The organism is Leptolyngbya sp. UWPOB_LEPTO1 (assembly GCF_017302695.1).
Classification (GTDB): Bacteria; Cyanobacteriota; Cyanobacteriia; order Leptolyngbyales; family Leptolyngbyaceae; genus Leptolyngbya; species Leptolyngbya boryana.
Window position 1 is genome coordinate 24,697 of the sequence record NZ_JAFLCJ010000013.1, and the last position, 13,963, is coordinate 38,659.

Below are 13,963 nucleotides of genomic sequence, written 5' to 3' on the forward strand. Positions count from 1 at the left end.
TAATTTTCTCAGGTCACAAATTTGATTCTCCTGCTTCTCCGTGAAATTGAGAAGCTCGGAGGATCTCTGAAAATGTGTAACAGGAAAAAAGTTATTCAGCATCAGTTTCAGCATTTTTGATGACTATGATGCAGTTGCGTGAGAAAGTCGCTTTCTATTTAGAAGATATTGAGACACCTTTAGGGCGAGCCGTCACGCTTTTTATTACAGCACTTGTTTTAGTCTCTTCGGGCATTTTCGTCGCTCAGACTTATTCAATTCCGAGCGAAATTCGAGAAGCACTTTCGGAAATTGAGAACATAATTCTTGCGATCTTTGTGATTGAATACGGCTTAAGAATATGGTGTGCAGAAAAGAAATTAGAATTTATATTTAGTCTTTATTCAATAATTGATTTATTGTCGATCGCTCCTTTCTTGATCGGCGCAAATGCAGGTTATTTAAGACTATTTCGCTGGTTCCGAATCTTGAGACTGATTCGGTTTATTCAAGGGAAAACAATTTTCGGTTATGTCAGCAGTGAAGACAGCGCAATTTACACGCGAATTCTATTTACTGTTTTCTCAATTATTTTTGTTTATTCTGGCTTAATTTACCAAGTCGAACACACCTTAAATCCGCAGTTTTCAACTTTCCTGAATGCAGTTTATTTCTCAGTTTCGACTATCTCAACCGCAGGACTGGGCGATATTACACCTGTTTCTCAAACTGGTCGGCTTCTCACGATTTCGATGATTCTCACAGGGCTAATTTTAGTGCCTTGGCAACTTGGGGAGTTGATCAAACGCCTCGTCAAAACAACGAATCAAATTGAAACGGTTTGCTCAAAGTGTGGGTTAGCGTCTCACGATTCTGATGCAAATTTCTGCAAAAAATGTGGGACTCAATTACAGCACAGTCAACGTGCAGAGTAATAGAGCCTCTGTCCATTCGACGATCGCTCCATATGTATCTCCGGTCTGACCGCCTAATTTCCGATTGAGCAAAGCTCCGACTGCAACAGCGATCGCGCTACCGATCACCATGCCCGGACGCACCATCAAGCTAAATCCCATCAAAATCAGCAACGTCGGAACCGCTTCCCAAATTGACTCAATCGCTTCTTTATGAAATGCACCTTTTCCAGTGGGTTTGAGATAGGGATATTTCGCGATCGCGACCAACTGTCCCCAACGTCCCCAGCCTGCAACCGCCATTAAAATCCAAACTCGACCTGTTGTAATTTCGCTCAATGCCACAGTTTTGAGCAATAACAAAATCACAGCAGTCATCGCACCAAACGCGCCCGTAGCGCTATCTGTCATCACTTCTAAACGGCGCTCAGGATTCATCACAGCGAGTCCGTCGGCAGTATCCATTGCGCCATCCAGATGCAATCCGCCTGTAATCGCCACCCAAGCTGCAACATCGATCGCGCTGCGGGTCAATACCGGCATCCCGAGCCAAGCCAAACCCCAATCTAAACCGCCGATCAATCCACCAATTGTCAATCCGACCAAAGGCGCGAATCTTGCAATCCCCCGAAACTCTAAGTTGGCAGAGACTGGAAGCGGCAAACATGTATAAAAGGTAAGCGCTGCAAGGCATTGACTTAATACTTTCGTAAACATTGTTCAGAATTAATTTACATAACGTAAACTTCTAATACCTTCTGGCAGGATCGCATTTGCGATTTACAGCCATAATTGCTTTAGGAAGCATCTAACTGAAGTTACAGATCGAGCCTGGTTTCATTTGCCTGATTTGGTTTGTTGAGTGCGACCCAACCCCCATCGACTATGTTGCTGTCATGAGTCACGATTCACTTTCCCGCCCATCTCGAATTCCCGCTCCCTGTATTATCGATGACGGCACGATCGTCGATAAGCAAGATATGCAACGGGTGTTGACTGATCTTAATCGGGTTCGCTACATCCACATTCAAGACGGCAAAACCAGAAGCGAAGGAGAAGGCTGTGTCCTAGAAGTTTTTGCCGATCCGCATCGCGCGACCATGGTTGCGAATCATGCGCTATATCTCAATGTCCATAGTTTTGACTATTTGCAATTGAGCAAGCTTGAAGCGGACTCCTATTTTGATTTAATTCAAGACGATCGCCAACTGCGCTTAATTCCTTTGTCGAATCCGATGCAGGAGCAATCGAATCGCGGCATTAATGTGGCAGAACTTGAGGCAATGGTTGCTGAAGTATTGTCTGCTAGCCTAGATGTGCAGATTGACGACGAAGAAAATTTTTCGCTTTAGTGTATGAGAACTTCCGGTCGGCGGCAGTTTAACGCCTTGTTGGTAAGCAGTCTTGTAGCAACGTGGCTACATGGGTGTGGTCAATCAGAACGTCCCGCAAATCAAAAACCGCGCGTCGTTTCGACGAGTACAATTTTGACGGATTTGGCAACAGCGATCGCAACTGAGTCGATCGAAGTCATCGGCATTCTCAAACCTGGAGCCGATCCTCATACGTATGAGCCTGTTCCGGCTGATACTGCAGCAATGGAGAAGGCGGATTTAATTCTGTACAACGGGTATAACTTAGAGCCGGGCCTAATTCGTTTGATGAAGGCGGCAGGTGCCAATGTCAAACAAGTTGCGATCGGGGAAGTTGTTCCGCCCTTGCAACTCGAAAAAGAAGGTCAGAAAGTTCCAGATCCGCATGTATGGGGGGATGTTCAGAATGTGGCAAAAATGGCGGCTGCGATTCGAGATGCGCTGATTCCCTTGGCTCAGAACGATCGAGAAACAATCAATCAAAATGCCGATCGCTTAATTGCTGATCTAAATCGATTAGATACTTGGATCAAGCAGCAGGTGCAAACTATTCCGGCGCAGAGTCGGCGGTTGGTGACGACGCATGATGCGTTTCAGTATTACGGCAAGGCTTACAACTTAACGATCATGGGCACTTTAATCGGCATCAGTACCGAAGAACAGCCGAGCGCGCAAACTGTGCAAAAACTGGTGCAAGTGATTAAGTCTGCTCGTGTTCCTGCCATTTTTGCAGAAACTACGATTAATCCTGCCTTGATTCAAACAGTGGCACAAGAAGCGGGCGTGAAACTGGCTCCAAACCAGTTGTATTCTGACTCAATTGGAGCGCGGGGTAGTGAGGGCGAGACTTATATCAAAATGATGGCAGCGAATACAACGACGATCGTTGAAGCACTGGGCGGGAAAATCACGCCGTTTAAACCATGAATGATGAAATCGTTTCGTTTCTGATTGGTGCGGGTGTTCTGATTCTGTATCTTATCTTTTCTGCTTGGACAGAAATGGGGACAAAAAATCCTTGGAAAAAAGATCAATCTGACAAGTAGTTGATGGTCTTGCGATATGATACTTTGCGCTACTCTTTTAAACGCGCACTATGACACAGCAGTATCGCATCACGCTTCTACCCGGTGATGGCATCGGCCCTGAGATTATGGCAGTTGCCGTTCGGGTCTTAAAAACGATCTCTGAAAAATTTGATCTCAGCTTTGAGTTTCAAGAGGCACTGATTGGTGGAGCAGCGATCGATGCGACTGGAGAACCTTTACCCGCTGCAACCCTGGAAACTTGTAAGAAAAGTGATGCGGTTTTACTCGCTGCGATCGGGGGCTACAAGTGGGATACTTTACCCCGCCATTTACGCCCTGAAACTGGATTATTAGGATTACGATCGGGCTTACACCTTTTCGCAAATCTACGTCCTGCCACGATTTTGCCGCAATTGATTGATGCTTCTACTTTGAAGCGGGAAATCGTTGAAGGCGTTGACATTATGGTTGTGCGCGAATTAACGGGCGGAATTTACTTTGGTCAACCTAGAGGTATTTTCACAACGGAGACGGGTGAGAAACGAGGCGTGAATACGATGGCGTATACCGAATCGGAAATCGATCGCATTGGTCGAGTGGCGTTTGAAACGGCTCAAAAGCGATCGAAGCGGTTATGTTCAGTCGATAAAGCAAATGTCTTGGAAGTGTCGCAACTTTGGCGCGATCGCATGACTGCTCTAGCGATTGAATATCCCGATGTCGAACTGTCGCATTTGTATGTTGACAATGCTGCGATGCAATTAGTTCGCGCGCCAAAGCAGTTTGATACGATTGTTACTAGCAATTTATTTGGCGATATTCTCTCTGATGCCGCAGCAATGCTGACGGGCAGTATCGGAATGTTGCCTTCTGCAAGTTTAGGAGCTTCAGCACCAGGGGTTTATGAGCCTGTGCATGGTTCTGCGCCTGACATTGCTGGACAGGATAAAGCGAACCCACTCGCTCAAGTTTTGAGTGCTGCAATGATGTTGCGCTATAGCTTTAATCAACCGGATGCGGCAACTCATATTGAGCAAGCTGTGCTGAAGGTGCTAGACCAAGGCTATCGGACGGGCGATATTATGTCTGAAGGCAATACGCTGGTGGGATGTCAGGCGATTGGGGATGCGCTGGTAGCTGCGCTGTAGTCTGTAGTAAGTTACTGCGATCTGATAGGAAGTAGGGAAATAGGGAGTAGGGAGATAGGAAGCAATCTGAGCTAAGTTCTCCCCATTCCTCCATTCCCCCACTCTGGCTTCTCACGTCGTCAGGATCTCAGACCATTCGGAATCGGTAAGAGGTTGCACTACAAAGTCGATGTTGAAGTGTTCTCTTGCAGCTTTACTTAGCGTATTTATCAGAGTTTCGATCGTCATTTCCACATCAATCACATCAATCTCTTGTTCAAACACTTGAGCAAACAATTTTGCATCCGGTTTAATCCGCATTGAGCCATGCTGCAAGATCGTGTTATCTCTTCTCAGTTGAGCGCTACCAATCAATTTCATGCCATTTTTAGTTACTAGATCGGCTCCAGTCGCAGTGCCAAAGCAATTTGGATTGTGAATGTAGCCGCGCCCTGCTTCGCCGTACTGGAGTTCAATTCCTAGCTGCTTCCATCCTTGGATCAAAAACTCACAAATCGCTTGATATGCCTGCATTCGATTGCTGCCGAGTCCAGACGTAATCACGGCATAAGTTAGATCTCCCTGATGTAAAACGGCTCTGCCTCCACTAGGACGACGAACTAGCTCGATCGCTTGTCCTTGCCAAGTTAAAGACTTCCAAAATTCAGGAAATTGACGCTGATGATAGCCTAAGGAAATCGCAGCAGGCGACCAAGTATAGAAGCGTAGAGTTGGTGGATGATGGTGCGTTCGATGTTGTTCGAGTAACCAGGTATCGATCGCCATTTGCACCTGTCCCGAAGCCTCGATGCAAGGAATGAGCCGCCATTTATCCACACCAACCTCTTCTAATCATGTAGTAATGCGATCGAGCAATACTTCAAGATATCTTTGACGAATACAGCTTCTCCATTATGTTCGATATCGGCGATCGCATCTCGCCAACTTGTTCCCGGAAGTGCGATCGCAGTATCTTCCCAAATTTCCGCGATCGGGAGTTGTTCGACTTGAATCAAGCGACTGAAGAATCGAGGAGCAATGGTGACGATCGTTTTTTCTGAATCTTTTCTGGCAAATGCAATAATGTGATTTTTGAATTTGCCAGTTACCTCAAGGGGAAGGTAATCGCCGTTGAGAAAAGTCGAGGCATACTGATTCCGAAGTTTGAGAACTTGGGTAATGAGAAACTGCTTGATTTGTCCAGTTTGACGGGTTGCGAGTAGTTTCTGAATCAGAGACAAACGATCGGTCGAGGCTTGAATCTCATCGAGAAAAGATGCGCGTAGCTCAAAGTCAACCGGGCGACGATTGTCTGGATCGACTAAACTTAAATCCCACAGTTCAGATCCTTGATAAATATCGGGAATCCCTGGTGAAGTCAGCTTAATCAAGGTTTGAGACAGTGAATTAAACAGTCCGTAGTGCGCGATTTTTTGTTGGAAGGGTAGAAACTCTGTGAGAAAGCGATCGCTGTTCAAAATAGCTTTGACAAAGTTCGAGCAAGCCTCTTCGTAAGGTTGATTGGGTCGCAGCCAAGCAGTATGGACTTTTGCTTCTCGAATTGATTTGATTGCACATTGTTCAATGCGATCGACAAATCCAGGCATCTCGCTTTCCTGAAATGGATATGCCCCTAAAATCGTTTGATAGAAAGCATATTCGTCATTTGCAGAAGGCATATGACCTCTTTTGCTGCGCACTTTATGCTCTGAATTCAGATCGCGCCATTTCTGTAGTTGAGCTTGCCACTCATCCGGAATTTCGGATAGCACATTGAGGCGGGCGCGAATGTCTTCACCTCGCTTCGTATCGTGGGTCGAACTTGCATTCATTGCAGTATGCCAATGCTGTTGGCGATACTGATTGAACTGATGAAATTCTGCTGCACTAATGCCAAAGCGACCCGGATCGCCCCCGACTTCGTTGAGTGAAATTAAGCGATTGAAGACATAGAATGCTGTATCTTCAACACCCTTTGCCATCAGGGGTCCTGTGTACTGTTGTACGCGCATGGCAAAGTAAAGCCATTTGTCTTTGTCGGTTTGAATCAGTGAGTCGTCATAGTCAAGTAGTAGTACTTTTTCAAGGAAATCTAGCTCTTTTTGCGAGAAGGGTGCGTTTTCTCTCGCAGTCTCGATCGCAGTTTGAATATAAGTGCGATCCGATTCGGATACGCCTGCCTCGGTTGTGTAAGTTCGATAGATTGAAAACTGAGTGAGAACTTCGGCGATCGCTCTTTTCAATCCATTGATTGTAAAATCGTTACCATAGCGATCTTTGAGCGAAATATCTTTCAAAAGTGCCGCTAAATTATCGAGATCTCCAGCTAGATTTTTATCGAGAATTAAATGTTTCTTCTCAAGCGCAACTTGTTCAAAATCGAGCGATCGCTCTTGAATAGCCTGATAAGTTCTGTCAAATTTTTCCTCGTTCTCAACATCGCAGAAAACGCTATTGAGATAGTTCAAATAGTCATAGCCTGAAGTACCTTGAATATTCCAATTCTTCGGGATATCTTCTCCAGGCTGTAAGATTTTTTCTGCGACAATATAAGTTTCTGGATTCTTTTCTTTCAGGCGATCTAAATACTCTTTGGGATTATATAATCCGTCAATATGATCAATTCTTAACCCTGTAAATTTGCCCTGTTCTACCATCTGGCTGAGGAAATTATGCGTCTCGTTAAAGACTTTTAGCTCTTCAACTTTGACAGAAATCAATTCGTTGACTGTGAAGAATCTCCGGTAGTTAATCTCTTCTGCGCCAACTTTCCAATAAGACAAGCGGAAGAACTGTTCAGAAAGTAGTTTGTCTAAGAGATCCACGCTTCGAGGATTTCCAGCTTCTCCGTTAAAGAATCGAATATTGTCATCGATAAAAGCTTTGACTTCTGAATTGCTTTCATACAACTCCCAAAGCATTCCTTTGACAAATTCGGATTGGTCTTGTCGCTGCTTGCCGCCTGATTCAGATGGCAAACTTCTCAATACAAACAGAACAGCTAGAAGTTTGACAAAATCGGGATGTCTTCGACCTAGAGATTTTGCGAGTTTCCCTAAGTTGCTTGCTATAAAAGTTGAATAGGATTCAAGCTTGAGCGGAATTTTTAAGCTGTAGTAATTTACAGTTAAACCGTTTTGATCGTATTGAATTTGAATATCGCCATTTTCTAAACAAGACCCATAAAAATCTCCAAGTAAAGGCGCTAAGATTGGCTCTTGGCTACTTCCAAACGGCGAATTCCAAGCCAAATCAAAATACTGTACGTAATCTGAATCTGAGCCATTCTCTAAAACATCCATTAAATAGAGATTGTTAGCGTCATACGACATATGATTGGGCACGATATCTTGCAGCCATCCGAGTTCGTAAGACTGAAGCTTTGAAACTAATTGATCAAAGGCTGCTTGTCCTCCTAGCTCAGGATTAATCTGGGTTGGATCAACGACATCGTATCCGTGAGTGCTACCAGATTTTGCTTTGAAGATCGGTGAGGCGTATAGCTCAGTAATGCCGAGTTTTGCTAGGTATCCAACAATTTTCTCAGCCGATTTGAATGGAAACTCTGAGCTAAATTGAATTCGATAAGTTGAGTTTGGAATTCGCATATTATCCTCTAGTACCGCTCATACACGACAAAGCTTTGCGATCGCACAGTTCCGCTTTCTCCCTCTTGCCCCTTCTCTGGTGCAAGCGAACCTGCTCCCATCCACTCTTGATCTGCTGAATTGAGCAAAGTTCGCCATTGTCCTACTGGAAACTCAAACACTTGGTCGCTCTGATTGAAGTTAAAAACGCAAATCACATCTTGCCGCTCTAGCCAAACCAGCTTTTTATCCTCCTCAGCACAAGCCGAAACCGAAGCGCGATCGCGCTTTACGAGTGCAGGATGCGATCGCCGCAGTTTCAACAATCTTTGATAGAACGTCCAAAGAACTTTGTGTTTGCCTTGCTGATGTCGCTCCCACTGCAACTTACAAACTTGAAATGTTTCGGGAGCTTCTGGATCAGGCGGTTCACCCTCAAGATGAAATGCCGCAAATTCAGCCTTTCTACCACGTCGAACCGCTTGAATTAGCTCAGGATCAGAATGGCTGACAAAGTAAGTAAACGGAACTTCCTCACCATACTCCTCACCCATAAACAGCAGTGGAGTATAAGGCGAAAGTAACACAGCCCCCGCAGCTAATTTCAAACCTTCAAACGAAATCAACTGAGACAATCGCTCTCCGTGCATTTGATTCCCAATTTGATCATGGTTCTGAATGCAGACTACAAATTGTGTCATCGGACAATCCAGCGCAGGCGCACCATGAAACCGAAATCGATGAGGTGCATACTTCCAATCGTATACAAACGTGTTGCGATAAGCTTTTGCTAAGTCCTCGCAAGTTCCAAAATCTTGATAGTAACCAATGTCAGTTCCCGTTAGTAATGCATGTAATGCATGGTGAAAATCATCGCTCCACTGAGCATCTAAGCCATACCCGTTCGCACTCTTCGATCGAATTAACTTCACATCATTCAAATCGCTCTCAGCGATCAGGTATAGCTTGCGGTTTTGTTGTTGTGAAAGTTCTTCAACTCGATCAGCTAATTCTGCTAAAAAGTGCCGCGCACCCATATCATAGATAGCTTGGACTGCATCAAGCCTCAAAGCATCAATATGAAACTCTCTCAGCCAATACAGTGCATTCTCTAAGAAGTAACTCCGCACACAATGGCTGTAAGCATTATCAAAGTTGATTGCGCTTCCCCAAGGTGTTTTGTAAGTCTCTGTAAAGTAGTCACCAAACTGATTAATGTAAGCTCCTTCAGGACCAAAGTGGTTATAAACAACATCAAGGACGACGGAAATCCCATGCTGATGACAGGCATTGACTAGCTTTTTTAAGCTGTTCGCATCACCATACGAATTCTGAATAGCATAAGGATAAGTGCCGTCATAGCCCCAGTTGCGATCGCCCGGAAATTGAGAGATCGGCATAATCTCGATCGCGCTTACTCCCAATTCTTTCAAAGTCTGCAATCGTGGAATGATCGCCTCAAAGGTTCCTTCTGGTGTAAAAGCGCCGACATGCAACTCGTAAATAACAAAATCTTCGAGCTTGATTCCCTGCCATTGCGAATCCTGCCACTCAAAACGGTGATCGACAACTGCCGATGCTTCATGCACGCCAGAGGGTTGAAATTGCGAAGCTGGGTCAGGAAAGGTTCCGCTCTGAAGTCGATAGCGATATTCAGCGCCCGGCTTGATTCCCGAAACGATCGTGCTCCAATATCCATCATCTTGTCGCTGCATTTCAACAGATCGATCGGATAACTCCAAAGTTACTGTTTTCGATCGAGGACACCAAACTGTGAATTCACAGCGATCGTCGCCCAAGTACCAAGCGCCTACTTTCATATTTCAAAAAAATATTAAACCCGCTTTGCCAACAGTACTCGATTCGCTCTGAGTGCCAATCTATCTCAAGTCAGAGTGCGAGGAAGAGATTGTCGCAAGCAGACTGTAAACGTTGTACAACCTGGAACGCTATCAAATGAAATAGTTCCAGAGTGTTTTTCGATCAATTGCTGCACGATCGATAACCCTAAGCCATTTCCTTCTCCGATGGGTCTTGTGGTAAAGAATGGCGAGAAGATACGATCGTGAACTTCTAGGGGAATGCCCGCTCCCGTATCGGTTACGGCAACTTGAATCCCATTCGAGATAGAAGTGACTCTGATCGTTAATGTGCCTTGATAATTCATCGCTTGAATGCCATTGTGGATCAGATTCATCCAGACCTGATTCAATTCATCCGCATAAGCTTGGATTAAAGTAACTTCTTCATAGTATCGGACAACTTCTACGCCTCGCTTGAGTTGATTGCGGTAGAGCGTTAATGCAGTTTCGATGCTATCAATGACGTTAACAAGAATAGGCTGGCTATCTGCGTTCTGTCGCGCATAGGTTTTCAGCGCGCGAACAGCAGTTGCAGCTTGATTTGATGCGATCGCAAGTGTCTGTAAGCTGCGCTTCGCGATCATAAGTTGATAAGCAGCATTCAGAATCGCATCGCGATCGCGCTCTTGCAAAAGAACAATGAACAATTCAATGCGATCGTACACTCCAATATCGATTAACGTATCTGCAATGATATCTGCTGGTTTAATTTGATAGCTCTCAAGTTGTTGGCTCAGGGCACGTTTTAGCTGACGCTTCTCGCGACTGGATAAGCGAGCAAATGTTGGAGCCGTTTCAGCAGCGTGGTCAAGCAAACTAAAAAAGTCTTGCTGACGTTGTACTGAAAGCTGCTGTAAAAATGTGGGCAATGCTTCTAACTCAGTTTGCATAAAGCCCGAAAGTGTCTCAATTGAAGATTGGATCGCACTCAATGGCGTGTTCATTTCATGTGCAACTCCAGCCACTAATTGTCCCAAAGCAGCAAGCTTTTCAGATTCAATCAGCTTTGCTTGTGTTGATCGCAATTCATCTAAGGTTTGTTTAAGTTCGTCATGGCTTTGTTGGAGTTGTTGCTCAGCACGCTTGCGATCAGTAACATTTCTCGATATCCAAATCACGGTCTGATGATCAATCGGAGAAATGCTCGCATCAGACCAAACTACTTCACCCTCGATCTCTAGCGTGTATTCAATATCGACAGTTTTCTGAGTATCGAGCGCCTGATGAATGTGCTGGAGAAAGTGATCGGCAATGTCCTGGGGAAAGACTTCATGAAGCGTTCGTCCAATCCGTGATTCGATTGGTTTATAGAAAATCTGCTGTGCGCGTTTTGCTGGAACTTTGAGATGTCGTCCATCGCGATCGAAGATAAAAATTAGCTGATCCATTGCTGCAAAGACGGCTCGTAATTCTGCATTAATTTTCTGGCGTTCTTCGACTTCTTGTTCCAGTTGGTGCGTTCGTGCTCGAACCTTCTCTTCCAAAGTGTGCGCATATTCTTCAAGTTGGGATTGCGATCGTTGAATCTCTTGGCTCATCAAATTAAACGATCGCGCAAGTCCGACGAACTCTCGAGCACCTCGGATTTTAACAATTTGATCAAACTCTCCTTTGGCAATGTTCTGGCTTGCTTCGCTTAACTGCTGCACTGGACGAGAAAGCCATCGTGCGGTGAGAATGCTCGTCACGATCGCAGTGGCTAACGCAGCTAGGCAAAGCCAGAGCATCATCCGCTGATTTGCCTCCACTTGCCCCAAAAAACTCGATTGCGGAACCATGATCACAATCAACCAATCCAAACCGTACTGATCCGCAAAAGGAGCGAGATAAACGTAATGCAGATCATGGTCGAATTGCAGCGTTAGAAGCTGCGGAGCGTGACTCTTAATCTGCTGCCCATAGCGCTGGCGTAGCATTTCGGCAGTCCTGCGGATCAGAGGATCTTGTACTGTGATCGAATCGATTCGTCGGCGTTCTGAGTCGAAAAGTAGCTCGTTTGAAGACGTAGCAATCAGCTTGCTGTTCCGCTCCATAATCAGAATTCGGCTCTGTGAATTCGGTTGAATGCTGCTCAAAAATTCATGAATGCCAGCTAGCGAAAAATCGGCTCCTAGCGCGCCTCGAAATTGCTGAGCCTCATAGACGGGACGTACAAAACTAATGCCGAGCATGGGTGGGGTATCATCAAAGGCATAGATCTCTGTCCAGCCTGTTGTACCGCTCTGCGCGAGTTGATACCAGGGACGAATTCGCGGATCATAGAGCCGCTTTAGCACAACTTTTTGCGGATTGCCTTGGGCATCGAGTTCAAATGATTTTAACCGTTGTTGGCGATCGCTATAGCCATATCGAAATTGACGATCGCCATATCGTCGAAGTTCGCTGTACTCGCCTTGGGCTGACCCAAAATAGAGGTAGGCGAGGTTTTGGAACAGGTTACTTTGCTGAAAGAGATAACGATTCCAAGTGGAGAGACGATCGAGCTTCAGAGTTCCATTCTGAATGGCATTCGCATTGAGTTGAGTCGCAAGCGGTGGCGCTGCTGTATAAGTTGTGAGATAGTCAGCAATGCGATCGCTTCTTTCCTGAACGACCTGCTTTGCGAGTTCCTGGACAGAGGCTTGGCTGTTGCGAAACGAGAAATAGCTAATTAACCCTACAACACTCAGAATGTGAGCAATCAACGCAAGAATTAAGACATTCTGGAGTGAAGGATGAGGACGGTTCATGATGTGGGTAGAGTGAACCAGAATTTTGCACCTTGGTCAACTGCACTGATGACTCCAATTTCGCCGCCATGTGCCTGAATGATTTGCCGACAGAGGTAAAGCCCTAACCCAATCCCAAGCGATCGCCGATTGCGACTCCCCTGCTGATAGCGTTCAAACATTAGGTCACAGTCTTGCTGGGGAATGCCAACGCCATTGTCTTCAATCATACATTTGAGTATGTTATTTTCAACAGTCGTAGAGATGCTTAATGAAATCCCTGGTGCATTGTGTTTCAAAGAATTCGTAATGAGATTCTCGAACACTCGCCGCAGTTGAAATTCGTCAGCATAAACCGTGGATTCGGATGAGATTGTATGCGCGATCGTCACTTGATTTTCAGTCAAAATTGGCTCTAAATCCAAAATAATCTCATCTACAAAGGCTGCAAGTTTGATGGCTTGACGATCGAGCCTCATGCCATGTTCGCTAAGCTGTACTGCTAATAGAGAGTCAAGCAACTTGAGTTGACGCTGAGTGCTTTCAACCATGCGATCGAGCATGGATCGGGATAGCTGTACCGGATCATCAAGTTGTTTTTTCAAACGCTGAAAGACTAACATGCTGCCGATCAGAGGCGTTTTGAGATCATGACTGACCGCATGTAGAAACTCATCTTTGAGCGTGTTGAGTTTTTCTAGTTCCTGCATTTTTTGCTGAAGTTCTTCCGTGCGCTCTTGAATTTGTTGCTCTAAATAAGAATTGATCGCACGTAATTTTTCAGTTTGTGTTTCTAATTTTCGATCTTGCAAATAAGATTGAACTGCTTCGACGATCGTTAAGCTAATATCTTCTGGTGTCCAGGGTTTCGAGATGTAGCGATAGAGTCTAGCACTCCGCAAAGCCTGACTGACTGCTTCTAGATCAGCCTGCCCGCTAATCATCACATTGAGAGTTCGAGGCGAGCGATCGTGGATTTGTTTGAGCAGTTGATCGCCGTTCAGCCCTGGCATAATGTAATCTGCAAGTACTAAAGCGACTTCGTATTCTTTGCTGTTTTGCAGTTCATCAAATAGTTCTAATGCTTCTTCTCCGCCTTCTGCCGTCTCGATTAAGCAGTTCTCGCCGAGCACCCGTTTTAATTCGATTTTGAGAGTTTCTAGTACTAATGGTTCGTCATCTACACAGATAATTACAGGTTTGCTCATGGGGGTCTGCCTCAATCGATGTCATGGCTCAATCTGAAATTTTGGGCGACTTGAAATTTTGGGCGACTTGCAGAATTTGATTATAACGGACTGCACGGTCTGACTAAAGTTCAGCACAATGACGATCGATAATTGTTTCAGGGAAAATTCGGGCAGCGAGTTGCGACTGCGCTGCAC

General features: G+C 45.2%; 11 protein-coding genes. 5 read left to right on the forward strand and 6 right to left on the reverse strand.

The annotated features are described in order from the left end of the window. Positions 1 to 119: 119 nt before the first annotated feature. A complete protein-coding gene (locus J0L70_RS19260) occupies positions 120 to 914 on the forward strand; it encodes an ion transporter (RefSeq protein ID WP_353736649.1) in 795 nt (264 codons plus the stop codon). Here J0L70_RS19260 and cobS read toward each other — a convergent pair. After that, positions 888 to 1,610, reverse strand: coding sequence for an adenosylcobinamide-GDP ribazoletransferase (gene cobS / locus J0L70_RS19265; RefSeq protein WP_287455565.1), 723 nt, complete (start codon positions 1,608 to 1,610; stop codon positions 888 to 890). The two genes, J0L70_RS19260 and cobS, sit on opposite strands and share 27 nt — an antisense overlap. Positions 1,611 to 1,789: 179 nt before the next feature. Between cobS and J0L70_RS19270 the strand changes: the two genes are divergently transcribed. Genes J0L70_RS19270 through leuB form a run of 4 tightly spaced genes read left to right on the forward strand, consistent with a single transcriptional unit; the run spans position 1,790 to position 4,442 of the window. After that, a complete protein-coding gene (locus tag J0L70_RS19270) occupies positions 1,790 to 2,245 on the forward strand; it encodes a hypothetical protein (RefSeq protein WP_017286063.1) in 456 nt (151 codons plus the stop codon). A gap of 3 nt (positions 2,246 to 2,248) precedes the next feature. Further along, positions 2,249 to 3,193: a metal ABC transporter solute-binding protein, Zn/Mn family gene (locus tag J0L70_RS19275; RefSeq protein ID WP_287455566.1), complete on the forward strand. Its 945-nt coding sequence runs from the start codon at positions 2,249 to 2,251 to the stop codon at positions 3,191 to 3,193. After that, positions 3,190 to 3,312, forward strand: a complete 123-nt coding sequence (locus tag J0L70_RS19280; RefSeq protein ID WP_017286065.1) for a hypothetical protein — start codon at positions 3,190 to 3,192, stop codon at positions 3,310 to 3,312. The genes J0L70_RS19275 and J0L70_RS19280 overlap by 4 nt, the downstream gene beginning before the upstream one ends. A gap of 50 nt (positions 3,313 to 3,362) precedes the next feature. Then, on the forward strand, positions 3,363 to 4,442 hold the full coding sequence (gene leuB / locus J0L70_RS19285) for a 3-isopropylmalate dehydrogenase (RefSeq protein WP_268182831.1): 1,080 nt from the start codon (positions 3,363 to 3,365) through the stop codon (positions 4,440 to 4,442). 111 nt (positions 4,443 to 4,553) lie between these two features. On the opposite strand, the gene J0L70_RS19290 is transcribed toward leuB, so the two are convergent. From J0L70_RS19290 to J0L70_RS19310, 5 genes are all read right to left on the reverse strand, one after another. Then, on the reverse strand, positions 4,554 to 5,258 hold the full coding sequence (locus J0L70_RS19290; RefSeq protein WP_287455567.1) for a lipoate--protein ligase family protein: 705 nt from the start codon (positions 5,256 to 5,258) through the stop codon (positions 4,554 to 4,556). Between the two features lie 11 nt (positions 5,259 to 5,269). Continuing rightward, on the reverse strand, positions 5,270 to 8,029 hold the full coding sequence (treY, locus tag J0L70_RS19295; protein WP_287455568.1) for a malto-oligosyltrehalose synthase: 2,760 nt from the start codon (positions 8,027 to 8,029) through the stop codon (positions 5,270 to 5,272). 8 nt (positions 8,030 to 8,037) lie between these two features. After that, positions 8,038 to 9,828, reverse strand: a complete 1,791-nt coding sequence (gene treZ, locus J0L70_RS19300; protein WP_287455569.1) for a malto-oligosyltrehalose trehalohydrolase — start codon at positions 9,826 to 9,828, stop codon at positions 8,038 to 8,040. 65 nt (positions 9,829 to 9,893) lie between these two features. After that, entirely contained in the window at positions 9,894 to 12,599 is a 2,706-nt protein-coding gene (locus J0L70_RS19305; protein WP_287455570.1) for an ATP-binding protein, read from the reverse strand. Beyond that, the gene (locus J0L70_RS19310) at positions 12,596 to 13,786 is read right to left on the reverse strand and encodes a hybrid sensor histidine kinase/response regulator (RefSeq protein ID WP_287455571.1); all 1,191 of its coding nucleotides are present in this window, start codon (positions 13,784 to 13,786) and stop codon (positions 12,596 to 12,598) included. Before J0L70_RS19310 ends, J0L70_RS19305 begins: the two co-directional genes overlap by 4 nt. Between the last annotated feature and the right edge of the window lie 177 nt (positions 13,787 to 13,963).